21 protein-coding genes and 1 pseudogene are annotated in these 23,592 nt (G+C 60.5%); 12 read left to right on the plus strand and 10 right to left on the minus strand.

Annotated features, from left to right (window positions below; translation table 11 throughout):
* The first annotated feature begins 54 nt into the window (after nucleotides 1-54).
* Nucleotides 55-951, plus strand: coding sequence for a LysR family transcriptional regulator (locus tag B9N88_RS02655; RefSeq protein ID WP_027603181.1), 897 nt, complete (start codon nucleotides 55-57; stop codon nucleotides 949-951).
* 39 nt (nucleotides 952-990) lie between these two features.
* On the opposite strand, the gene B9N88_RS02660 is transcribed toward B9N88_RS02655, so the two are convergent.
* From B9N88_RS02660 to B9N88_RS02670, 3 genes are read right to left on the minus strand one after another with little or no spacing between them, the layout of a single operon-like run.
* Entirely contained in the window at nucleotides 991-2,088 is a 1,098-nt protein-coding gene (locus tag B9N88_RS02660) for a DNA alkylation repair protein (RefSeq protein WP_027603182.1), read from the minus strand.
* 14 nt (nucleotides 2,089-2,102) lie between these two features.
* Nucleotides 2,103-3,449, minus strand: coding sequence for a glutamine synthetase family protein (locus B9N88_RS02665; RefSeq protein ID WP_027603183.1), 1,347 nt, complete (start codon nucleotides 3,447-3,449; stop codon nucleotides 2,103-2,105).
* An 11-nt stretch (nucleotides 3,450-3,460) separates the two neighbouring features.
* Nucleotides 3,461-4,018 (minus strand): helix-turn-helix domain-containing protein, encoded by a 558-nt coding sequence (locus B9N88_RS02670; RefSeq protein WP_027603184.1) that lies wholly within the window; start codon nucleotides 4,016-4,018, stop codon nucleotides 3,461-3,463.
* A gap of 219 nt (nucleotides 4,019-4,237) precedes the next feature.
* Between B9N88_RS02670 and B9N88_RS02675 the strand changes: the two genes are divergently transcribed.
* Complete coding sequence (locus tag B9N88_RS02675) at nucleotides 4,238-4,546, plus strand: RcnB family protein (RefSeq protein WP_027603185.1); 309 nt, start codon at nucleotides 4,238-4,240, stop codon at nucleotides 4,544-4,546.
* Between the two features lie 76 nt (nucleotides 4,547-4,622).
* Nucleotides 4,623-5,816, plus strand: a complete 1,194-nt coding sequence (locus B9N88_RS02680; RefSeq protein ID WP_027603186.1) for an MFS transporter — start codon at nucleotides 4,623-4,625, stop codon at nucleotides 5,814-5,816.
* Here B9N88_RS02680 and B9N88_RS02685 read toward each other — a convergent pair.
* Together B9N88_RS02685 and B9N88_RS02690 are read right to left on the minus strand one after the other, a co-directional pair.
* Entirely contained in the window at nucleotides 5,779-6,051 is a 273-nt protein-coding gene (locus B9N88_RS02685) for a DUF1652 domain-containing protein (RefSeq protein ID WP_027603187.1), read from the minus strand. The two genes, B9N88_RS02680 and B9N88_RS02685, sit on opposite strands and share 38 nt — an antisense overlap.
* Nucleotides 6,052-6,182: 131 nt before the next feature.
* Nucleotides 6,183-7,679 carry a PAS domain S-box protein gene (locus B9N88_RS02690; protein WP_027603188.1) on the minus strand — a complete coding sequence of 499 codons (1,497 nt, stop codon included), beginning with the start codon at nucleotides 7,677-7,679 and terminating at the stop codon, nucleotides 6,183-6,185.
* A gap of 22 nt (nucleotides 7,680-7,701) precedes the next feature.
* Here B9N88_RS02690 and B9N88_RS02695 point away from each other — a divergent pair, with 22 nt between their 5' ends.
* Entirely contained in the window at nucleotides 7,702-7,923 is a 222-nt protein-coding gene (locus B9N88_RS02695; protein ID WP_143491232.1) for a hypothetical protein, read from the plus strand.
* Nucleotides 7,924-7,973: 50 nt separating this feature from the next.
* On the opposite strand, the gene B9N88_RS02700 is transcribed toward B9N88_RS02695, so the two are convergent.
* The 3 genes from B9N88_RS02700 to B9N88_RS02710 form a co-directional block, all read right to left on the minus strand.
* Nucleotides 7,974-9,143 (minus strand): hypothetical protein, encoded by a 1,170-nt coding sequence (locus tag B9N88_RS02700; protein ID WP_027603190.1) that lies wholly within the window; start codon nucleotides 9,141-9,143, stop codon nucleotides 7,974-7,976.
* A 14-nt stretch (nucleotides 9,144-9,157) separates the two neighbouring features.
* The gene (locus B9N88_RS02705) at nucleotides 9,158-10,045 is read right to left on the minus strand and encodes a nitrilase family protein (RefSeq protein ID WP_027603191.1); all 888 of its coding nucleotides are present in this window, start codon (nucleotides 10,043-10,045) and stop codon (nucleotides 9,158-9,160) included.
* Nucleotides 10,046-10,295: 250 nt separating this feature from the next.
* Entirely contained in the window at nucleotides 10,296-10,541 is a 246-nt protein-coding gene (locus B9N88_RS02710; protein ID WP_027603192.1) for a DUF6124 family protein, read from the minus strand.
* Between the two features lie 395 nt (nucleotides 10,542-10,936).
* On the opposite strand from B9N88_RS02710, the gene B9N88_RS02715 reads away from it, so the two are divergent.
* The 8 genes and pseudogenes from B9N88_RS02715 (at nucleotide 10,937) to B9N88_RS02750 (ending at nucleotide 21,390) form a co-directional block, all read left to right on the plus strand.
* A complete protein-coding gene (locus B9N88_RS02715) occupies nucleotides 10,937-11,281 on the plus strand; it encodes an FKBP-type peptidyl-prolyl cis-trans isomerase (RefSeq protein ID WP_027603193.1) in 345 nt (114 codons plus the stop codon).
* A gap of 24 nt (nucleotides 11,282-11,305) precedes the next feature.
* On the plus strand, nucleotides 11,306-11,743 hold the full coding sequence (locus B9N88_RS02720) for a T6SS immunity protein Tdi1 domain-containing protein (protein ID WP_027603194.1): 438 nt from the start codon (nucleotides 11,306-11,308) through the stop codon (nucleotides 11,741-11,743).
* A 22-nt stretch (nucleotides 11,744-11,765) separates the two neighbouring features.
* A pseudogene (locus B9N88_RS02725) lies at nucleotides 11,766-12,368 on the plus strand (GNAT family N-acetyltransferase).
* Between the two features lie 512 nt (nucleotides 12,369-12,880).
* Complete coding sequence (gene mgtA / locus B9N88_RS02730; protein WP_027603195.1) at nucleotides 12,881-15,586, plus strand: magnesium-translocating P-type ATPase; 2,706 nt, start codon at nucleotides 12,881-12,883, stop codon at nucleotides 15,584-15,586.
* 16 nt (nucleotides 15,587-15,602) lie between these two features.
* Complete coding sequence (locus B9N88_RS02735) at nucleotides 15,603-16,319, plus strand: MgtC/SapB family protein (protein WP_027603196.1); 717 nt, start codon at nucleotides 15,603-15,605, stop codon at nucleotides 16,317-16,319.
* Nucleotides 16,320-16,587: 268 nt separating this feature from the next.
* The gene (locus B9N88_RS02740; RefSeq protein WP_027603197.1) at nucleotides 16,588-17,217 is read left to right on the plus strand and encodes a response regulator transcription factor; all 630 of its coding nucleotides are present in this window, start codon (nucleotides 16,588-16,590) and stop codon (nucleotides 17,215-17,217) included.
* 1 nt (nucleotide 17,218) lies between these two features.
* Nucleotides 17,219-20,833: a transporter substrate-binding domain-containing protein gene (locus B9N88_RS02745; RefSeq protein ID WP_027603198.1), complete on the plus strand. Its 3,615-nt coding sequence runs from the start codon at nucleotides 17,219-17,221 to the stop codon at nucleotides 20,831-20,833.
* Between the two features lie 134 nt (nucleotides 20,834-20,967).
* Complete coding sequence (locus tag B9N88_RS02750; RefSeq protein WP_027603199.1) at nucleotides 20,968-21,390, plus strand: ANTAR domain-containing protein; 423 nt, start codon at nucleotides 20,968-20,970, stop codon at nucleotides 21,388-21,390.
* Here the strand turns inward: B9N88_RS02750 and dkgB are convergent.
* Both dkgB and B9N88_RS02760 read right to left on the minus strand, forming a co-directional pair.
* Entirely contained in the window at nucleotides 21,387-22,205 is an 819-nt protein-coding gene (gene dkgB / locus B9N88_RS02755; protein WP_027603200.1) for a 2,5-didehydrogluconate reductase DkgB, read from the minus strand. The genes B9N88_RS02750 and dkgB overlap by 4 nt on opposite strands.
* A 171-nt stretch (nucleotides 22,206-22,376) precedes the next feature.
* Entirely contained in the window at nucleotides 22,377-23,441 is a 1,065-nt protein-coding gene (locus B9N88_RS02760) for a 3-deoxy-7-phosphoheptulonate synthase (protein WP_027603201.1), read from the minus strand.
* Nucleotides 23,442-23,592: the final 151 nt, after the last annotated feature.

Consider the following 23,592-nt stretch of genomic DNA (forward strand, 5'->3'; position numbering starts at 1 on the left):
CCAGCTGCTGTGCGTTTTTAAACAGCGCTGTCCAGGCCATGCAATGGAGGCGACATGTTCGACTGGAATGACCTGCGGTATTTTCTGGAGTTGCAGCGCAGCGGCCGCCTGCTCACCGCCGCGCAGCGCCTGAAAACCACGCATGCCACGGTGGCCCGGCATATCGAAGCCATCGAGAAGAGCCTCGGCACCGCGCTGTTCGTGCAGCACGCCCAAGGCTACGAACTGACCCCCGCCGGCGAAGCCCTGCTCAAACACGCCGAGGCCATGGAAAACGTCGCGCTGCTGGCCGAGGACGAATTGACCCACGCCGCTGCGCCCCTGGGCAAGATCCGCCTCGGGGTGGCCGAAGGGTTGGGGGTGATGTTCCTTGCCGGCCGCATGGGCGGGCTGTTCGAACGTTATCCCGGCCTGGAAGTGGAACTGCTTGCCGTGCCGCGTTTCGTCAGCATCCTCAACCGCGAGGCGGAAATCAGCATCCACCTCGAACGCCCCAGCGTCGATCAACTGGTCACGCGCAAACTCACCGATTACCGCCTGGCGCTCTACGCCAGCCGTGCCTACCTGGCGCGCACCCCTCCGATAGAAAAACGCGAAGATCTCGCGGCCCATTCATGGATCGATTATGTCGACGACCTGCTGTTCAGCCAGGAGCTGAAGTTCCTCAGCAGTTTCTGCCGTAACCCCAAGGTGGTGTTCCACAGCACCAGCGTCATCGCCCAACACCAGGCCGCGCGCTCCGGATTGGGGATTGCGGTGTTGCCGTGCTTCATGGCGTCGGGCGACCCGCAGTTGGTGCCGTTGCTGCCGGGGGAGGGGATCCAGCGCAGCTACTGGATCAGCTCGCGCCGGGAGTTGCACAAGTCGGTGCGGTTGCGGGTGCTGTGGGACTACGTGGTGGAATTGTGCGCGCGGGAGCAGCCACTGTTGCTGGGCGAATCCAACGGATGAAACCCTTCCATAGTGATCTGCGGTGTTGGTTGAATCGGGTTAATCCCTCAATTCGAATTCGGCACTGCCCAATCGCTCTCCATTTACCAGCACATGCACTGCATGCCTGCCGGGATAGTGCTTGCGTGTGGTCAACGCGCGAATATGCTGCTCGCGGCGGAGGTTCTGTCGTTCACCCGCGCCCAGCGTAAACGCCTTGAGCTTGAACACCTTGGCCGCGCTGTGCCCGGCGCTTTTGACGTAATCGATGGCGTAGTCCACCACCAGTTTTTGCGCCGTGGCGGCGGTGGATTCCAGGCTGAACGACAGGGTGATCCGCTCGCCCAGGGTGATCACCGCCGGCGTCACGCTCAGGTGATGGAGCTTCACCTCGGCCTTGGCGCCTGCGCCCATGATCGTCAGCGCGCGGGTGTTGCCCTGCTTGATCAGGCTGCGCAGCGCATGGCGGACGATCCAGGCGGTGTGCGGGTTATCCAGGTTCCAGCCTTCGATCAGGCTGAGCACCCAATCCGGGTGGTCCTTAGTGATGTCGTTGAGGTGGTTGGCCACGGATTTACGTACGTAGAGGCTGCTGTCGGCCTTGAGGTTGTCGAGGATCGGCGCACACAGTTCGGGGTTGGCCTGCACCTTGGCCAGGCGAAACGACCACGGCAAGCGCGGACGCGAGCCTTCGCTGGCGAGGCGGCGTACGTGATCGTTTTCATCCAGCGACCAGGTTTGCATGACCGCCAGGGTGCGTTCGAAGTCGTGGAGCAAGAAGGGTCTTATGGCGAACTCAGCCGAGCCGAAGGGGGTGAAGTATTTGAGCGCGGCCATGGAGCGCGTGAAGTCAGCCAGGCCGTAGCTCGCCACGTAGTGCGGCAGGCACAGGCTGACAAACCCGCTGTTCAGGCGCGGCGCCAGGGCGTAAAGCAGCTTGAGGGTCTGGGCATAGTCCAGCGGGATCACCGCGTGCAGGCTTTCGCTGACCCGCGCCACACGCTGCATTACCGATAATTCGGCGAGCCCGGCCTTGGCGTGCTGGAGAAACCCCTTGGCGTCGAACGCCGGGTACACCGCTGTCATCTCGCTGGCGATGTGTTGCAGGCGTTCGAGGTTGAAGATGTCCTTGAGGGCCGGGGCGCTTTGGTCGGTCATCGGTTATTCCGTCGTTAGAGAAACCAGCGGTATTCCCGCGCATGGATCTCTTGTTGAAAGGCCAGGTGATCCTGGCGTTTGTTCTCGCAGTACACGTCGACAAATTCGGCGCCCAGCTTATCGCGCACTACCGGCTGATGCTGCATGGCGCGCACGGCATCGAGCATTTCCACAGGGAAATCGGTGCCGCTGCTGCGGTCCTCGTTCAGTGGCGCGATAGGTTCTTGCCTGGCTTCAAGACCATGTTCAAGGCCGACCAGGATCGCCGCCAGCACCAGATACGGATTGGCGTCGGCACTGGCCAAGCGATGCTCGATCCTCAGGTTGCGCGGGTCTGACTCGGGGATGCGCACGCACGCATCGCGGTCTTCAAACCCCCAGCAGGCGCGGGTGGCCGCGTTGACCGTACCCCCCAGGCGGCGGAAGGCATTGTGGTTGGGCGAGAAGATCGGCATGCAGTGGGGCAGCAATTCCAGGCAACCGGCCACGGCGTGGCGCAGGGGTTGCTGCTGGTGCGCCGCGAGCAGGTTGTTACCCGCGCCGTCATACAGGCTGACATGCACATGCATGCCGCTGCCGGGAAATTGCAGGTAAGGCTTGGCCATGAAGCTGGCGCGGTAGCCGTGCTTGAGCGCCACGCCGCGGGTGCTGCGGCAGAACAGGGCCGCCCAGTCGGCGGCGCGCAGGCCGTCGTCGAGGTGGCCGAAATTGATCTCGAACTGGCCGGGGCCGAGTTCGGCGGTGATCACTGTGATGTCGATGCCCTGGTCCTTGGCGGTCTGCGCCATGTCGTCCAGCACCTCGCTGAAGCGCGACAGCCGTTCGATATGCAGGTTGGGCTGGTCGTCGGAGTCATCGCTGAGCGGGTCGCGGGCGAATTGCGGCAGGCCGTTGTCGAGTTTTTTGTCGAACAGGTAGAACTCCAGTTCGAAGGCCACCACCGGGTGAATGCCTTTGTGGTGCAGGCGCTCCAGCACCTTGGCCAGGACTTCGCGAGGTTCGAATTCGATCGGCGCCTCGGTGCCGTCCGAGGTGATCAACATCTGTCCCAGCGGCTGCGACTCCCAGCTCACCGGCTTGAGCGTGCCCGGTACCAGGCGGCGGTTGGCGTCCGGGTCGCCATCGTGGAAGCAGTAGTCGCCGATCTTGAACAGCCCGCCCTGAACCCCCAGCAGCACGGCGTTCTGCGGCAGCTTCAAGGGGCTGCCGGCGGCGACCTTTTCCAGCATCTCGATGGGGTAGCGCTTGCCGTAGAAATGCCCGGGGATGTCCAGGGCGATCAGGTCGACATAGCGCACGTCGGGATGGTTCTGGCGAAAGGTCCGTACTTCGGCCAGTAACGTGGAGGCTTGGCTTTTCACGGGTGTTGCTCCTAGTTGTAAACCCACAGCACGCGGGCGGGCAGGTCGGTGAGGTTGGCGTAGCGGCAGTGGGCGAAACTGGCCAGGTGGAAGCTGTCACCGGGGCCGAGGGTGACCGAATCGGCCTCGCCCTCTACCCACAGCGTCAATTCGCCTTCCAGTACAAATCCGGCCTGCTCGGCGCGGTCGCTCATGGTCTGTTCACCGCTGTTGGCGCCGGGTGCCAGCAGGCTGTCGAGCATCGAGAAGGCGCCATTCATGCTGGGGGACACCAGGATGTCGGTGATGCCGTTGGCGTAGTACACCGTACGACGTTCGTTGGGGCGGGTGACCCAGCTCACGGCCTTGGGTTTGGACAGGCTGTAGAAATAGGTGGTGGGCACGTCGAGGGCATGGCTGATGGCGGTGAGATCCGCCACGGTCGGACGCGACAAACCCCGTTCCACCTGGGACAGGAAGCCCACCGAACGCTCGATCTTCTGTGCGAGTTGGGCGAGGGTAAGCTTCTTGTACTTGCGCAGGTCGTGGATCAGGATCGCCAGGGCGTCGAGTTCTTCTTGCTGGTTCATGAAATTTATATCTAATAATTTCATGAAAAATTACAGGATTAATTTCATAAGGGCAATGGGGGCACGCGTAAGTCCGCTCACCACAGGGAGATTTGTCAGGGTCTGAAAAGTTGTGTAGATACCTATGCTCATCACAGGGGATCAAGGTTCAGCAGGCTGAATGATTTCATGCGCCTGCGGTCGGAACCTGGGTACGCATCATTCATTGAAGGAGCACCCATGAAGTCCAAAACCCTCGCTGCCTGTGTCCTGGTCGCCGCCAGCCTGTCCACCGCCAGCTTTGTCGTGCAGGCCGGCGATACCCCCCAGGAAACCGTGCAGCCTTCGAACATCAATACCCGTGATTTGAAAGAAGGCGACCGTGCCCCGGACATCCTGATGCGCAAGGAGTCGGCGGTCAGCGACTGGAAGAAACGCGGTCTCAAGCAGCCTGAAGCCGACAGCCAGTGGGCCCGTGTGGGCGACAGGTTCGTGCTGCTCAAAACCACCAACGGCACCATCCTGGAGATCACGCCCGTCAAGAAATGACCCGCGTTTTTTTTCGGCTCTTGCGGTAAGGTAACCGGCCATCAAGACCGTGTTACCTTCAAAGAAAGAGAGCAGGATGCTTGCCACAATAAGAAACTACCCCCGCGCCGTGAACCTGCTGTTGTCCGCCACGTTGCTGCTGACGCTGGCCAAGGCGATTACCTTTCCCTACCTGGTGATCTACCTCACCCGCCAATTTGCCCTCGACATCACCCAGGTCGGGCTGGTGATCGGCAGCTCGTTGATCCTTGGCTCGCTGCTCAGCGTATATGGCGGTTTTCTGGTCGACCGCATCAACAGTTATCGGCTGTTGCTGGGGTTGAGCGTACTGTTTGGGCTGGGGTTTATCGGTACGGTGCTGGCGCAGAACATCTGGGCGTTCTACAGCTGCCTGATCCTGATCAACCTGGCCTACGCGGTCATCGATATTGCGGTAAAGGCCGGTTTTGCCAGCTTGCTGCCGGAAGATGCACGCAGCGAAGTTTTTTCCATCAAGTACACCCTGACCAATATCGGCTATGCCGCGGGGCCGTTCTTTGGGGCGATGGTGGCCAAGCTGGACATCAGCCTGCCGTTCATCCTGTCGGCGTTGTTGGGGGCGGGGTTTTTCCTGCTGTACTGGCGCTGGGGCGATCGCACCCTGGCGACCATCGATGTGACGCAAAAGCCGGTGCCGTTCCTGGCCGTCGGCCGCGTGCTGCTGCGTGACCATCGCCTGGTGTGCTTCACCCTTGGGGGTGTGCTCAGCGCCGTGGTGTTCGGCCAGTTCACCGCTTACCTCTCGCAGTACCTGGTCACCACCACCAGTGCTGAATACACCTACACCGTCATCAGCGCCGTGCTCACCACCAACGCCGTGCTGGTGATCGCCTTGCAGTACGTGATTGGTCGACGTATTTCCCACCGTTACCTCAGCCAATGGCTGATCGCGGGCCTGGGTATGTTCATGCTGGGCTTGATTGGTTTTGCGTTGTCCACCAGCGTGCTGTGGTGGGTGCTGGCGATGGCGGTCTTTACCGTGGGGGAAATCATCGTGTTTCCGGCCGAATACATGTTTATCGACCGGATCGCCCCGGACCACCTGCGGGGCATGTACTACGGGGCGCAGAACCTGTCGAACCTGGGGGCGGCGCTGGGGCCGGTGTTGTGCGGGCTGGTGCTGGCCAGCCTGCCGGCCCACTACATGTTCTACATGCTGGGGGCGTTCATCGTCGCGGGCGGGGTGTTCTATTTCATTGGTTCGTCGTTGAAGGCGCGTCTTCCAGCGTGACCTTGCCCATGTTGTTGCTTTGCAGTTCGTAGCGCAGTTCTTCCACCATCTTTTCCACGTCTTGCGGGGTCTGCAGCCGGTTGGTGCTGATCCCCGTCACCACCAGGTCCACCCGGCCGGTGTCGGCGTCGTAGACCTTGAGGGTCAACGACGCATCCCGGCACAGGGTGAACTCGCATGTCAGCGGCGCGAGGCCTTCTTCGATGCAATTTCGCAGTTGAGAGAGCGTAAACATGTGGGTTCCTTCAAGGTGTCGTTTTACGACGGCACAGGTTGAAAGCCCTGTACTCACACCTTGAAGGTTAGGGATTGGGACTGCGCGGGATAAGGCGAATTCGCACTAGCCGCACTAGTGCATTTGCACTTTTATCGGGTTTTCTTAACCCGCAGTTCACCGGCAAACAGCCCGCGTTCACGGGCCCAGACAATCGCTGCACTACGGCTATGCACCCCCAGTTTCGAGTACACCGTGGCCACATGGTTACGCACCGTGTTGGGCGCCAATTTCAGGCGTGAGGCGATCTCCTTGTCGGCCAGGCCCTCGCAGATCAGGCCGAGTACATCGCGCTCGCGGGCGGTCAGGTCGGTGAAGGCCACGTTCGGCAGGTTGGGGCTGTTGACGCTCTTGGCATTGGCCAGTTTCTCGATCAGGGTCTGGCTGAACCAGGACGCGTCCTGCATCACTTCCTCGATGGCCGCCACCAACTCCAGCTCCGAGCGCTTGCGTTCGGTGATGTTCATCATCACCAGCAGATAGCAGGGCACATCCTCAATGATCACCGTGTCCGCCGAGACCACGCAGTCGATGACCTCGTTGCCTTTCTTGCGCACCTTGAGGTCCTGGCCATCGAGGTTGCCGGCTTTCTCCAGGGTGGCGAACAACTGGGCGGCCGCCTCCTGGCTGTCGATGAAGTTGATGTCTTCGATGGATTTACCGATCAGCTCTTCGCTGGTGTACCCGGTAATGGTCATGAACGCTTCGTTGACATCCACCACCTGGCGGTTGGCGGCGCTGCACACCAAGGTGGGCACCGGCGTCAGTCGAAACGACTTGGCGAAGCGCTCTTCACTCTGGCGCAGGGCAATCTCGGCCTTGCGGCGTGGCTCTAGGTCGGTGAAGGAAAACAGCATGCAGTCTTCCTCGTTCATGTCCAGCGGCTGGCCGGCGACAATCACCAGTTTGCTGCCGCCTCCAGGCAGTTTCAGCTCGGCCTGCATCTGCGGGATGGTCGCGCCTTCCCCCAGGCGCTGAATGGCCAGCTCCCTGCGTTCGGCATGCTCCAGCACGTCCAGTTCATACACGGAGCGGCCGATCACCTGGTCACGGGTGTAGCCGGTCATCTCCAGGAAGCCCTGGTTCACTTTGATATAGCGCAGGTCGCTCAGGCGGCAGATCACCGCCGGCGCCGGGTTGGCGTTGAAGGTTTTCTCGAAGCGCTGTTCGGCGCTGGCCCATTCGGTGGCGTCGCTGAGGATCAGCACCAGTAATTCAGGCGTGCCGTGGGAATCGCTGATGACCAGGCTGCGCAGGCGGTGCACCCAGGTTTTGTCTTCATCGGCGGTGGGCATGACCTCCACTACCACGTCACTGAATTCATCGCCTGCCGCCGCGCGGGCGAGGGGGTAATTCTCCAAGGGCAAGGGATGATTATTGCGATAGCGCAGGCTGAAGCGTTCGGCGTATTCCTGGGTATTGGCACCCAGTGCCGTGACGTCCTCCACACCGTGCATGGCCAGCGCGGCTTCATTGGCCCAGAGAATGGTCTGGTCGACTTCGGCCAGGATGATCCCGTCGGACAGCCCGGAGATAATCTGCTGCAGCTGGCGGCGGTTGGTTTCTTTGGCGAGGACATCCTGGGTCATGGTTTCTCCGGGTTTTAGACGCATGAAAGTACGACAGCCCGGTGTCAGGATAGTGCAGGGTAATTGCGCGGCGTGGGGTGCGAATGCACCAGATGGCCTGGTGCCTTTGCGCGAGGATGAGGAGTTGAAGCAACAGGCCGAGTATAAAACCCGTGAAGTGGCGCCCAAGCAGCTGTCGCGTGCGACGTTGAGTTTCTTTGTGGGGCGAATGGCACTGACGATGCGTCGGGTGCCGTTGGCTTGATCGATTATTGTTGTGTTCAAAAGTGGTTAGGGGGGCCCTAACCACACCTTTCAAGTTGCCAGCCAACCTACGATCGGCACAATCATCAACGTACTCAACGCCATTGAAACTACATTGCCAATGTACGGATGAAAATGGGCAGGCAGTCTCGCCGCAATTGCACAGGCCAACGGCGGTGCGATCAGTGCACCCAGCAATGCACTTGAAGTCACCACCATCCAACTGCCACCGTGGGTCAACACTGCTGCCGGTACCACAGATACCAACGGTACATAGGTGGGATACCAACCCCGTTTTATCCATTGATGGCGCCAGATCACTACGCCAAAAGCCGACGTCAGTGCCTGTGCTCCTACCATGTGCAAAAGCAGGCCGGCGCCATAAGCCGGGCTCATGGGGTTGAGGGCATAGGCAAGCAACACGCCTGCCAACAGTCCGAGACTGGCCAGCTCATTTCCAAAAAAAGGTGCTTCGGAAAAGTCCGCCAGCACTCGGCGCAGGCTCCAGAACACTCCGTAACTGGGCGGGGTAACAGGTATCGGTCGGTCTGGAGCGATAGAGTCCGAACGCACCAGCGAGGGCACCCGACGACACAGTGCAAATGCAATGACGCTTCCGATAGCCATGCCCAGCACATTACCGACCACGGCTGGTAAACCCAGTGGCACACACACCAGATTGACGATCAACAAGCACAGTGGAGTAACCAGTAAAGCTCCCAGCACTGCACCATTGAGGGCGACCTTCCAACCGCTGCCAAACATGAGCACCATCGCTGCTGGCAATGAAACAAACGCCGCAAACGTAGGCTGCCAGGTTTCGGCGGTAACGCTCCAACCCCACAGCAGGTTGCTCAGCAACAGCCCGATCAACGAACTGGTCACCACCCAAGGCCACAATCCGGTGCCATAGCAAATGGAAAAGCCCTGCCAGGCTTTGCCACGTTTGTTTGCCCACCATGCCAGATAGGCACCACTCAATAGGCCCAGTGACGCGAGTTCATGCTTGTAAAAGGCAACTTCGCTTATATCCCCCACTACCCACCGCAACCACGCTAAGGGTTGGGGGAGGGCCGTCACCATCTCGTTGTATCCTGGCCATGAACCTTGATGACTGGATACAACCCATACCGCGAGCAAGGTAGCGACGAGTCCCAGTACAACAACTGTGATATCCGCTCGTGAGCGGGTTGGCGTTTTCCTGGCAAACAACGTTTCCATAGATTGCCCTCCTCTCAGCGAGGCAGGGCAGGGTGCTGGGAATACCCGAGCATCTGATCATAAAGATCATTGCGACGGTCCCGTTGCAGATCATTGAGGCTGTTCCAGATCGGCGCGCTGCGGGCGCTGGTGATGTCAATGTCGGCGAACAGGATCTCCTGGCGATTGGCCGAAGCCACGGCGCCGATTGGCCAGCCATTTGTCCCTGCAATCAAGGAGCATCCGAGATAGCGGGCATCCCGCTCTTCACCAATGCGGCTCGCGGCCGCGATAAATACGTTGTTCACATGTGCAGCAGTCATCGTCAGGTACGACGCCATGCACTTTCCTGCCTCATCGAACAACGGCGGAGGTGTCCACACCCAATTGTTCAAGCTGCAAATGATATCGGCGCCTTGCTGGCTCAAAATGCGCGGTACCTCCGGAAACCAGATGTCCCAGCAGATCAGCAGGCCGATACGACCGATCGGCGTTTCAAACACTGGAAAGCCAGAATTCCCCGGGGTGAACCAAAGCTTTTCCAAGTTCCATAAATGGGCTTTTCGGTATTTGCCTATGAACCCGTCGGGCCCCAGCAATACGGCTGTGTTGAACAGCTGCATACCATCGATTTCGCTAAGACCGGCGACCAGATACACCTGGTGCTTGCAGGCAAAATCGATCCATTCCCGCACACTCGGTCCGTTCGGCACTGCCTCTGCATGATCAAACGCGTCCTGGCGGCTGCTGAAGAAATAGCCGCAGTTGGAAAGCTCCGGCAGCACGATCAGATTGGCGCCGCCGTTTGCTGCTTCAGTCGCCAGTAGAAGACTTTGATGCAGGTTGTCGCTTCGGTTGGCTATGCCGACCTGTGGGTTGAACTGAATGACGGCGACGCGGGCAGGGCTTGTTGGTTCGTTCATGGGGGTGACCTCTTATTGTTATGCAACCAGGTTTGGTTGGATGTTTATAAGAGGTGACGAAATGTTCGAGGAGAAGTCGGACGGTTCCTGCTGCGTTGTAGTTAAATTCTCTAACGCTGCTTTAGCTGTTTGTGCTGAAACACCATGCCGAGCAGTGAGGCCCTAAGGTTAGAGAGGTCGTTGCTAAGTAATGGGCTGCTGTGCAGCCCAACGGGAGCAAGCTCCCTCGCCACAGAAACCGACTGTGCTTTTAGCGTGGCAGCACACACTCCAGTGACCGGTCCACCATCACACTGGCCATGTCCACCAAGTGCATGACCGAAAGCACCAGCGTGCGCGAAGGACCGTCCAGTTGATCACCTGCCGTCTGTGCGGCAACGGCGGCGCAACGCAGCACACTGCTGGCGTGGGCCAGGGCGTCTTCGAAGCTGAGGTCTGGGGTGGTGGTGAAAAATTGCCGTTCTGGGGCGGGTGGCGCGGGGACGAGTTTGTCCATTTTGAAGCTCCTCTAGTCAGTAGGAGCCGACACCATCGCTGCTAAACGATTTGGGGTGGCGGCCATGCGCAGGTTAGCAGACCGGTGACTAGGAACCCGGTGCACCCGAAGGTGCCCTGCGCACGGCCACCATGAAGCACGGGCCGAAAAAAAGCGCCCTGCAAAAGGTGGCGCTTTGCGCCTAGTCATATCGGCGGGCTGCTAAACCCGGTCACTGAATTGGCAGTGACCGCCGAAGACTAGCCACGTGATTTGAGCGGCGCAAGCGCTTGGGATTCTCTCGGAAACGTCCTGCAAGTTAAAGGGAAATGTCACGGCTGCGACTGTTCCTACACTTGCCAAACCCCACCGATTCTGGGAAAACCCCAGCCTTTACGCCTTCAACGAGAACCACCATGAGCCCCGACGAACTCCAGATCACCGACACCCGCCCAGGCACCGGCAAAGCCGTGGTCAAGGGCGCGCTGATCACCACCCAATACACCGGCACCCTGGAAGACGGCACGGTCTTCGATTCGTCCTGGGAGCGGGGCAAGCCGTTCCAGTGTGTGATCGGCACCGGGCGGGTGATCAAGGGCTGGGACCAGGGTTTGATAGGCATGCAGGTCGGCGGGGTGCGCAGGTTGTTTGTGCCGGCGCACCTGGCCTATGGCGAACGGTCGATGGGCGCGCATATCAAGCCCAACAGCAATCTGCGCTTTGAGATTGAGTTGTTAGAAGTGCTGACGCGGGATGATTGAGTCGTTTCGACGCAAGGAGGCTGCATGAACATTCTTCACGCAATACGCGACAGCTGGGGTTGGGCGGGCATTGACCCTGTTGAGGTCGTAGGCGCTACGGCGTTTGGCAATTTGATGGTCGAGGACGAACAGGGTCGCTACTGGCGAGTGTGCCCCGAGGCACTTTCCTGCGAAGTGATCGCCCAGACCCGTGAAGCCTTGGACGAGGTCTCCAGGGATCAGGCCTTTCTGCACGACTGGTACCTGCAATCGATGGTGGATCAGGCCGAGGAGATGCTGGGGCCGTTAGCGCAGGGCGAGGTTTACCATTTCGTTATTTCGCCGGTTTTGGGCGGCAAGTACGCCATCGACAATGTGCGTCAACTTGATCATATCGAGCAGCTTCGGTTCTGCGGTGATCTGGCACGTGAGATCAAGGATTTGCCCGACGGCGCGCAAGTGAAACTCAAGATTGTGGATTAGTCGCTTGTAAGGACAGCACCTCATGGATGTGGATTGCATGACTCAACTTCCTCTGAGCACCTTCCCCGATATTCGAGTCGTGGCGCTTACCCTGGCTGACGAAGCTGAGCTACAGCAGTTTTTTGAGCAGGCGCCGGATTACTTCATCGCGGTCAACGGCGAGCCTGCCACGCTGACCGAAGCGTGCGACGAATTGTAGGTGCAATTGCCGGCGGGGTGGGCGTGCAGTCGGATGCACTGGCTGGGTTATCGCGGTACGGACGAGGCGCTGGTCGCCGTGGTGAATATCGCGGCGGATCTGCTGGCTGATGGGGTGTGGCATATCGGTTTGCTGCTGGTCGATTCGCGCTGGCATGGCACCGGGCTTGCCCAGCAGCTGCATTCAGACCTTGAACGATGGGCGGTGGAAAATGGCGCCCAGTGGCTGCGGCTGTCGGTGGTGGTCGGCAATACCAAAGCCGAACGCTTCTGGCCCAAGCTTGGGTATGTATCCGTGCGCACGCGGGACGGGATCACGATGGGGCGGCAGGTGAACAAGGTGTCGATTCAGGTTAAGGCGTTGGCGGGTGGACAGGTTAAGGATTACCTGGCGTTGGTTGAGCGGGATCGACCCTGTACACCGTAAGTGTGGGAGGCCCCGCTCGCCACAGGAATGCGGTCGACTGAAATGGCTGACCCTCCTTTGATCTTCGCCAGGTTCAGGATGACCGCTTCCTGAACCCTCCCTGAAGAATCCTCTTATTCACCATATGGAAACTTTCCTACGGTTTACTCTCCTTAAATCGGGGCGTAAGCTTCGCGCGTTTTCATCAATAGCGGAGACCCTCAGTGGGTACTTGTTCGAGTGACAGTTGTCGGCCGGTCTCGGTAACCGGCACATACTTGGCAAGATAACGCGCATTTTTTGATGCCGTTGTCTCGCCACCTAGCGAGAAGCGGCATCTCGACAGTGGCCAGTCCTGGCCCCTGTCCGATCCCTCTCATCGACGCTGACCAGCACCCGGTTGACCTCGGGATGCTACGGACGCGCCTGCCTTTTACGGCAGGCGGGCCGGGCTGACTGTGCCTATGAAGCGGGCACGGTGGGGCAGGCAGTACCTGCACGAAGGTTTTTTCCTCGCGCAGGAGTAACACACCATGAACCTCACTCTGTTGAAAGAGTTCTTCGCAGGCTTCCTGCGGACCCGGCATATCGCCCGGCATTTTCGCCGCCTGGCGATGCTCGAAACGGTCACCGATGCCAGCGTCAGCCGCGAAGTGCCGCCCACCCTGGCGCAGACCCTGGTGGTCGCGGCCAACAGCAGTGCAGTGCAATTGCTCGGTAGGTTGGGCAGCCATACCGAGGGCTTGAACAGCCTGGAAGCCGACGCCCTGCGCGTGCAATACGGCCTCAATGAAGTCGAGCACGAGCAGCCGCTGCCGTGGTGGGTGCACCTGTGGCATTGCTACAAGAACCCGTTCAACCTGCTGCTGACCTTGCTGGCGGTGATCTCCTGGCTGACCGAAGACATGAAGGCCGCCACGGTGATTTTCTCCATGGTGGTGCTCTCGACTCTGCTGCGCTTCTGGCAGGAGGCCAAGTCCAACAAGGCCGCCGATGCCTTGAAAGCCATGGTGAGCAACACCGCCACGGTGCTGCGCCGGGAGGATGCCAAGCGCATTGAATTGCCCATCAAGCAGTTGGTGCCAGGCGACCTGATCGTGCTCTCGGCCGGGGACATGATCCCCGCCGACTGCCGCGTGCTCAGCGCCAAGGACCTGTTCGTCAGCCAGGCGGCGATGACCGGTGAATCGATGCCGGTGGAGAAGTTCGCCCAGCAGCACGACACCAACACCCGCAACCCGCTGGACCTGGAGAACATCCTGTTCATGGGCACCAACGTGGTGTCCGGCGCCGCGACGGCGGTGATTCTGACCACTGGCAACAGCACCTATTTCGGTGCGCTGGCTCAACGCGTGACCGCCACCGACCGTGCGACCACCTCGTTCCAGCAGGGCGTCAACAAGGTCAGCTGGCTGTTGATCCGCTTTATGTTCGTGATGGCGCCGCTGGTGTTGTTCATCAACGGTTTCACCAAGGGCGACTGGACCGAAGCGCTGCTGTTCGCACTGTCGATTGCCGTGGGCCTGACCCCGGAAATGCTGCCGATGATCGTCACGTCCACCCTGGCCAAGGGCGCGGTGTTCCTGTCGCGCAAGAAGGTCATCGTCAAGCGCCTGGATGCGATCCAGAACTTTGGCGCGATGGATGTGCTGTGCACCGACAAGACCGGCACCCTGACCCAGGACCGGATTTTCCTGGCGCGTCATGTGGACGTGTGGGGCGAGGAGTCCGACGACGTGCTGGAGATGGCTTACCTCAACAGCTACTACCAGACCGGCCTGAAAAACCTGCTGGACGTGGCGGTGCTCGAGCACGTGGAAGTGCATCGCGAACTGAAGGTCGGCACCGCGTTCCAGAAGGTGGATGAAATCCCGTTCGACTTCAACCGCCGCCGCATGTCGGTGGTGGTGGCCGAGCAGGGCCGGCCGCATCTGCTGATCTGCAAAGGTGCGGTGGAGGAGATCCTCTCGGTGTGCAACAGCGTGCGCCATGGCGAGGTCAACGAAGCGCTGACCGACGAGCTGCTGGCGCGCATTCGCCAGGTCACTGCCGCGTTCAACGAAGAAGGCCTGCGGGTGGTGGCCGTGGCTGCGCAACCGATGGCCCCGGGGCGCGACACTTACAGCCTGGCGGATGAAAACAACCTCACGCTGATCGGCTACGTCGCGTTCCTCGACCCGCCCAAGGAAAGCACTGCGCCCGCTCTCAAGGCGCTGAAAGCCCATGGTGTGGCGGTCAAAGTGCTGACCGGCGACAACGAGCTGGTCACCGCCAAGATCTGCCGTGAAGTGGGCCTGGAACAACAGGGCCTGTTGATGGGCAACGACATCGAGGACATGACCGACGCCCAGTTGGCCAAGGCCGTGGAAACCACCAATGTGTTCGCCCGCCTGACGCCCAGCCACAAGGAACGCATCGTGCGCCTGCTCAAGGCCAACGGGCATGTGGTGGGCTTTATGGGGGACGGCATCAATGACGCACCGGCGCTGCGGACGGCGGATATCGGGATTTCGGTGGACAGCGCGGTGGATATCGCCAAGGAAGCCGCCGATATCATCCTGTTGGAAAAGAGCCTGATGATCCTGGAGGAGGGCGTACTGGAGGGCCGGCGCACCTTCGCCAATATGCTCAAGTACATCAAGATGACCGCCAGCTCCAACTTCGGCAACGTGTTCTCGGTGCTGGTGGCCAGCGCGTTTATCCCGTTCCTGCCGATGCTGCCGATGCACCTGCTGGTGCAAAACCTGCTGTATGACATCTCGCAGATCGCGATCCCGTTCGATAACGTCGACGAGGACATGCTCGCCAAACCCCAACGCTGGCAGCCGGGGGACGTGGGGCGGTTCATGCTGTTTTTCGGGCCGATCAGCTCGATTTTCGACATCACCACGTTCGCACTCATGTGGTATGTGTTCGATGCCAACACCCCTGACCACCAGACGCTGTTCCAGTCCGGCTGGTTCGTGGTGGGGCTGCTGACCCAGACGCTGATCGTGCACATGATCCGCACCCCGAAAATCCCGTTCCTGCAAAGCCGCGCGGCGCTGCCGTTGATGGTGATGACCGGCGTGATCATGGCCGTGGGGATCTTCCTGCCGATGGGGCCGCTGGCGCATTACTTCAAATTGCAGGCGCTGCCGTCGCTGTACTTTGTGTTCCTGCCGGTGATCCTGCTGGCGTACATGGCGCTGACCCAGGCGGTGAAGGGCTACTACATCCGTAAGTTTGGCTGGCAGTGAACAGGGACGGTTTCCCATGCAAGCAATCGACAACATCAACCTCAACTCTCTGGTCGATACCCTGGTCAGCCTCACCGCCGCGTTTATCCTCGGTGGCCTGATCGGCTTCGAGCGCCAGTACCGCCAACGCACGGCGGGCCTGCGCACCAACGTACTGGTGGCGGTGGGGGCGGCGATTTTCGTTGACATGGCCAACCGCCTCGGCGGTGCGGAAGGCGCCGTGCGGGTGGTGGCGTATGTGGTGTCGGGCATCGGCTTTCTGGGGGCCGGTGTGATCATGCGCGAAGAAGGCAATGTGCGCGGTCTCAACACCGCCGCCACGCTCTGGGCGTCGGCGGCGGTGGGGGCGTGCGCCGGTGCCGACCTGGTCCTCGAGGCGTTGTTGGGCACGCTGTTTGTGCTGGCGGCCAATACGCTGCTGCGGCCCATCGTCAATAACATCAACCGCCAACCGCTGGATGTGGTGTCGGCGGAGGTCACCAACGTCCTCTATGTGATTGCCCGGCGCACCCAGCAAACCGCGGTATTGGCGTTGCTGGAAGCCGAACTGGCGCGCTGTAACTACCCGGCCAGCGATGTCGATGTGCGGCCGTTCGGCACTGAGGAAGTTGAAATCGAAGCCACCCTGGCGGTGACCTCGGTAGACGGTGACGAGTTGGACGCCCTGGTGGCGCGAATTTCCAGGTCGACCCTGGTGGTTCAGGCCTTCTGGAGCCCCAGCACCACCGAGTAGCTTTGGAGAGTTCCGAGGAAAAGTCCTACATTTAGTCGAGATTATCCCTTCATTGGCAAAAACACGCGGTTGCTAAGGTTGCGCGCTTGCGCCTGTTCAGGAATCAAGGCGTGGCTTCACATGTTTACTGTGTTTTTCAAAAGGAGGGGCCTGTACTGCCTGAGGTGTTTGACTGAGTAATCAGTGCCGCTTGTCGGAACTGTTACTTTTCACAGGTAGTGGGGTCTCGAGTGATATGTAAGCGTACTGATCTTCCCAGGGGAGTCTTATGAGCAACAAAGCTTTAATCGTGGATGATCACCCTTTTATACGCGCTACCGTGAAGTATCTATTGAGGCAGGAAGGTTTCGATACTATCTACGAAGCGGGTAATGGCGCTGATGCCATGCAGATTGCTCGCGAAGAACGTCCGGACCTGGTCATTCTCGACCTGGCGATGCCCAAGCTCGGTGGGTTGGAGGTGATCAGCCGGATCAAGGCGCTGGAGTTGCCCTGCCGGATCCTGGTGCTGACCTCGTATCTGGCGGTGTTTTTTTCCACTCGCTGCATGCGCGCCGGGGCGATGGGTTTTGTTGCCAAGACCGGTGAACTGGATGAGCTGCAAAAGGCGATCAGGGCGATCAGGTCCGGCTACAGTTGCTTCCCCAGCCTGCCCACCAGTTCGGTGCGTCGCGACGACCTGCAATCGACCGAGCAGGAGTTGGTGGAGGCGTTATCCGATCGCGAATTGACCGTGCTGCAGAAGCTGGCCCTGGGCCTGGGCAACAAGGATATTGCCGAGGACATGCTGTTGAGCCACAAGACTATCAGTACCTACAAGACGCGGCTCAAGGAGAAGTTGCGTATGTCGTCGGTGGTGCATCTGTCCAAGTTCGCCCAGCGCAATCATCTGATCTGAAATGCTCACCTCCCGGCGGGTGAAACGCGCGGCCATCCTGCTGATGGGGCTGTTGCCCTGGGCGGTGATGGCCTTGGAGGAATCCCACGATCTGAAACTGCTGGGTCACTCCACTCTTGAAAATCCCTCGGTGGTGTTGGACGAAGCCGACTGGCGCTGGCTACGCGAGCGCCGCACGCTCCTGATGGGGGTGTCGGCCCCCGACTACGCGCCCTTTGACTTGAGCAACAATGACGAGCTCGAGGGCATCACGGCCGATTTTGCGGCACTGGTTGCCGAGGCGCTGAATATCACCATCGACGTGAAGCGCTACGACACCCGTGATGAGGTGATCGAAGCCCTGAAGACCGGCGCCGTGGATTTTGTGGGATCGGCCAATGGGTTCGAGGCGGCCGACCCGGAGCTGGTGCTGTCCCGATCCTACGCCAATGACCAACCCGCGCTGGTGACACGCGCGGGGGAGAATCAGGTGCTGAAGGCTGACCTTGCCGGCAAGCGCCTGGCGATGCTCTACCACTACATGCAGCCCGAGGCCGTCCAGGCCTTTTACCCCGATGCGCAATTGCTCTTGTTTGCCTCGACCTTCGAAGCCATTGGTGCCGTTGCGTTCGGCCAGGCGGATGTGTACCTGGGTGACGCCATCAGCACCCGCTACTTGATCAACAAGAACCACCTTAATAACGTGCGCATGGCGGATTTCTCCGCATTGGAGGTCAACCCTTTCGGGTTCGCATTCGCCAAGGACAATACCCGCCTGTTGGGCATCATCAATAGCGCACTGGCCGCCGTTCCGGCCAACCAGCAGATGGAAATCCTGCGCCGTTGGAGTGCCGGCGGCAGCGGGTTCCTGGAGGCGGAGCAACTGCGCTTGAGCGCAAGTGAACAGCGCTGGCTGGAGAAGCACCCGCGGGTGAAAGTGGCGGTGCTCGATAAATTCGTGCCGTTGTCTTTTTTCAACGAACAAGAGCAATTCGAGGGATTGAGCTCCGAGGTTCTCTCGCGTATCAGTCTGCGTACAGGCTTGCGGTTTGATGTGGAACGGGGCAGTTCGCTGCCGCGGCAAATTGAACAGGCCAGTGCCGGTCGCGTGGACATGCTGGCGGTCGTCACCCCCAGTGTCGAGCGGTCCGAAAAGATCCGCTTTACTCGCCCTTATCTGTCCAGTCCCTATGTATTGGTGGTGCGCACCCACGACGAGCATCTGGTGACCCTGGAAGATATGCCTGGCAAACGCATGGCGCTTATTCGCGGCAACAGCCTGGCCGGGCAAATCAGCCGGGACTACCCGGGCATCGGGTTTGTCGACGTGGAGAACCCGGAGCAGGCCATGGAATTGGTGGTCAACGGCATCGTCGATGCGACTGCGGTTTCACTGATGAGCGCGCGCTACATGATCGCCCGCAATTACCGCAAGCGGCTGCGCATCACCAGCACTGTCGGGAGTGAGCCTGCACGCATTGCCTTTGGGGTCAACCGCAGCCAACTGGAGCTGTACTCGATCCTCGACAAGGCGTTATTGAGCATTACTCCAGAAGAAATGGACGAGCTGACCAATCATTGGCGCAGCGAGATCATCATCGAAGACAACTACTGGATACGTCACCGCAACATCATCCTCCAGGGGTTTGGCTTGGCCGCGCTGCTGCTGCTGGTCACCCTGGGATGGGTGTTCTACCTGCGCAGCCTGATTCGCAAGCGCACCCAGGCCGAGCGTGCGTTGAGCGACCAGATGCGGTTCATGAGTGTGTTGATCGACGGCACGCCGCACCCGATCTATGTGCGCGATCGCCTGGGGCGCCTGATGGCCTGCAACAATGCCTACCTGGATGTGTTCGGCTTCAAGTTGGAAGACGTCATCGGTAAGACCGTGGTGGAAACCGACACGGGGAACCCGCCCCAGGCCCAGTCGTTCCACGCCGACTATTTGCGTTTGATGGCGTTGGGCGAGCCGCAGGTTCATGACCGCGTGCTCAAGGTGCCCGGCGGCGAGGTGTTGACCATCTACCAATGGATGCTCCCGTACCGTGACAGCAATGGCAGCGTGGTGGGCATGATCGCCGGCTGGGTGGATGTCAGCGAGCGCCAGCGCTTGCTGGGGCAGTTGCAGGAAGCCAAGGAGGAGGCCGACGCCGCAAACCGTGCCAAGACCACCTTCCTGGCGACCATGAGCCATGAGATCCGTACCCCCATGAATGCCGTGATCGGCATGATCGAGCTGGCCCTGAAAAACGCCGAGCAGGGCGTGGCTGACCGCGATGCGCTGGAGGTTGCGTCGGTGGCGTCCCGGAGCATGCTGGAGTTGATCGGCGATATTCTCGACATTGCGCGAATCGAATCCGGCCACCTGTCCCTGAGCCTGGAACCGGCCAATCTGCACGAACTGCTGGCCTCAGTGGCGCGGGTGTTCGAGGGGCTGGCGCGGGACAAGGGCCTGGTGCTGCAGGTGGAACTCGACCCGTTGATCGACCGGCCGGTGCTGGTTGACCCGCTGCGCTTCAAGCAGGTGGTGTCCAATGTGTTGGGTAACGCGATCAAGTTCACCGCCTCCGGCCAGGTGCGCCTGGGCGCCCAGGGTGCACCGGTATTGACCGACGACCAGTTGCACCTGCGGTTGTGGGTGGAGGACACGGGTATTGGCATCAGTGCCGAAGATCAGCAGCGTTTGTTCAACCCCTTTATCCAGGGCAGCAATAACGAACAGCCGGCGCGAAGCGGATCGGGCCTGGGGTTGGTGATCAGTCGCAACCTGTGCGAGATGATGGGCGGTCAATTGCACTTGAGCAGTGTGCTGGGCAAGGGCACGCGGGTGGATGTGACGTTGACGCTGGCGCTGACCACGGCCATGCCTGCCAATGTACCGGTCCCCCACGTTCCGCCAGCGCGCGGGTTGAATATCCTGGTGGTGGATGACTACCCGGCCAACCGCTTGTTGCTGGCTCGACAGCTGAGTTTCCTGGGACATCGCATCACCTTGGCCGAGGACGGCGCCCAAGGATTGTCACTGTGGCAGGCCGGGCATTTTGACGGCGTGATCACCGATTGCAATATGCCCTTCAAGGACGGTTACGCATTGGCGCGTGATATTCGCGCACAGGAACGCCAGCGTGGGCTGGCGCCGTGCCTGGTCCTCGGGTTCACCGCCAATGCCTTGCCGCAGGAAGCCGAACGCTGCCGGCAAGCAGGCATGGACGGTTGCCTGTTCAAGCCGACCGGGCTTGAGGACTTGCGCCTGGCCCTGGCATCACGGACCGCTGGCGCGCTGACGGATGAAGTGGAAGTGGCGTTTGATTTAAGTTCACTGATCATGCTGACGCAGGGTGATAAGGATGCTCTCAACGAGCTGCTGACGCCGTTGCTCAAGAGCCTCGAGGAAGACCGTGCGCTGTTGCCGTCCCTGACATCGCCGGCTGATTTCGCCAAGCTCCATGACTTGGCTCACCGCGTTAAAGGGGGCGCGCGCATGGTCAAGGCTCAGGTGTTGATCACGTGCTGCGAGACATTGGAAAGCGTGTGTGAGCGGCATGACAGCGATGCATCGGACGCTGCGGTAGAGGCGGTAGCTTCGGCCATCGAACAGTTGCATCACAGCCTGGGCCGGTATGGCAATCAGGCTTGACTGCGGGAGCTGGCCATTCGGTTGATTTGGGAGAACTCCTACGCGAAGGGGGAACATGCCTGATTTTGTCTTCGGGATATGTCTGGAAAATGGGCCTCGCTCACTGACGAGCGCTGCCTGCCCAGGGGTTTGCCATGCCGAACAAAGCACTGACCATCCTGATTGCCGATGAACAACACCTGCAACGGTTGTATATCGAAAAAATGCTCAATCAGTTGGGGTACCACCGGATCGTGCCGGTACAAACCTTCGAGGAAGTCCAGATACTCACGGCCATCCCGGCCGAACCCTTCGACGTGCTGATCATCAATGCGGGGCTGACGGCCCAGGCCCGTGGGCCCCAGCCCCAGGTGCGCCATGTATTGGTCTACGATCACCTGGATGTGGGCGCACACCCCGGCGTAACGCCGGCGGTGCTGGTGCGGCTGCCCGGCGTGCCGGACAACGTCAATCTCGAACACTTCATGGACATCATCGATCCCCCCGAGGCCACTGCCGGCCTGCGGGTGTTGCCATGGCTGCGCGAGTTATCCCGCACACCGGTGGCGGGGGGTTAATCCCACTTCGGCGCGATGCCCTTGGGGCTGGTCAAGCGCTGGCCCCGTTCCAGCCCGGCAATGTGCGCCATGTCAGCAGCGCTCAAGGTCAGTTGCAGGGCCTTGAGGTTGCTTTGCAGGTTGGCACGCTTGGTTGAGGACGGGATGACCGCATAGCCCAATTGCATGGCCCAGGCCAGGGTCACTTGCGCCGGGGTGGCCTGATGGCGCTCGGCGATCTGCTGGATCACCGGGTCCTTGAGCACTTCACCGTAGGCCAGGGTCATGTACGAGGTGATCTGGATACCGTTGGCGGTTGCGAAATCCACAACCTGCCGGTTTTGCAGATAAGGGTGCAATTCGATCTGGTGGGTGGCGATGTGCTCGGCACCCACGGCTGCGATGGCCTGCTTCATCAGGGCGATGGTGAAGTTGGAAACACCGATCTGGCGTGTCAGGCCCAGGCGTTTGGCTTCCAGCAACTGCCCCATGAATTCGGTGACGGGCACCTGGTCTTCCGGCGATGGCCAGTGGATCAGGGTCAGGTCCAGGTAATCGGTCTCGAGCTTGCGCAGGCTTTCCTTGAGGCTTGGGATCAGCCGGCCTTCAGCAAGGTTGGCGATCCAGATCTTGCTGGTGACAAACAGCTCGTCCCGCGGGATGCCGCTGGCGGCGATGGCCCGGCCAACGTCTGCTTCATTCTCGTAGATCTGCGCGGTGTCGATGACACGGTAGCCCAGTTCCAGGCCGGTGCTGACGGAATCGATCACCACCTGGCCTTGCAGGCGAAAGGTGCCGAGGCCGAAGGCAGGGACTTTTGGCGTGAGGGTAGACATCGGTAACTCCAATAGGGCCGTAGGCAATGGCGTTGAGTATCCCCTCGTCGTTGCTTCGGAAACACCGTCGACGCCGAAAAGGACTCTTGCCTGCACGTCACGAATGGCCTGTGTGCCGCAGGTTCTCATGAGGCGCTGTACCTGCGGCAGCAGCGCCTCGATCCATCAGCCTTAAGCGCGCAGGCGCTCGGCAGCCGCACGCAGCAACTGCTCGGTGGCGGTCCAGCCCAGGCAGCCATCGGTCACCGACACCCCGTATTTCATCGACGGGCTCAATGGCTGGCAGCCTTCGAACAAATGGCTTTCGAGCATCATGCCGATCAGCGAGGTATCACCCTGCAAGCGCTGCTCCAGCACATCGTTGAACACGGCCGGTTGGCGCAACGGGTCCTTGTTGCTGTTGGCATGGCTGCAGTCGACCATGATCCGCGGGGTGACCTTGGACTTGGCCAGGTCGTGTCTTACCCGCGCCACGCTCTGCACATCGTAGTTCGGCCCGTGATGCCCGCCGCGCAGCACCAGGTGGGTGTCGGGGTTGCCCGGGGTCTGGATGATCGCCGGATGGCCTTGGCTATCGACGCCGAAGTGGCGGTGCGGGTGAGACGCCGAGCGCATGGCGTCACAGGCAATCGCGACGCCGCCATCGGTGCCGTTCTTGAAGCCCACGGGCATGCCCAGGCCGCTGGCCATCTCGCGGTGGATCTGCGACTCGGTGGTACGCGCGCCAATCGCCACCCAACTGAGCAGGTCATCGAAGTAGCCGGCGGCCATGGGTTGCAGCAACTCGGTGGCGACCGGCAGGCCCAGGCGCAGCATTTCGCGCATCAGCTCGCGGGACAGGGTCAGGCCGGCGGCCATGTCATCGCTGCCATCCAGGCGAGGGTCGTAGGCCAGGCCTTTCCAGCCGATCGTCGTGCGGGGTTTTTCGACATAGGCGCGGATCACCAGCAGCATCTGGTCGCCGACGTCGAGGGCCAGCTTCTTCAGGTTACGGGCGTATTCCATGGCCGATTCCGGGTCATGGATCGAGCACGGACCGACAATGACCAGCAAGCGTGAATCTTCGCCATTGAGGATGGCGCGCACGGCTTGGCGGTGGGCGTGGATCTGTTCGTTGAGGAACGGGCTGAGGGGCAACTGGTGCTTGAGCTCAAGCGAGCTGGGCAGGCGCTGGGTCAGGGCTTCATTGGCACTGTTCAAGGCAGAGAGGGGCAGAGCGGCGACGGAGGAGTTCATATTCAAGGTTTCCTGGGCAAGCGGCGGGCTATTCCCGCGCGCTCGGCCTACTGGGGTGTTCGACAATTCGCCGTATCGGCGACGTGTGTTGGTTTGCCACCGATAGGTGACCGATCGGAGGCGGCAGGCTGTCCCGAGCGGAGCTGGCTAA

Origin of the sequence: Pseudomonas sp. LAMO17WK12:I1 (assembly GCF_900177315.1) — a bacterium.
Lineage (GTDB): Bacteria > Pseudomonadota > Gammaproteobacteria > Pseudomonadales > Pseudomonadaceae > Aquipseudomonas > Aquipseudomonas marginalis.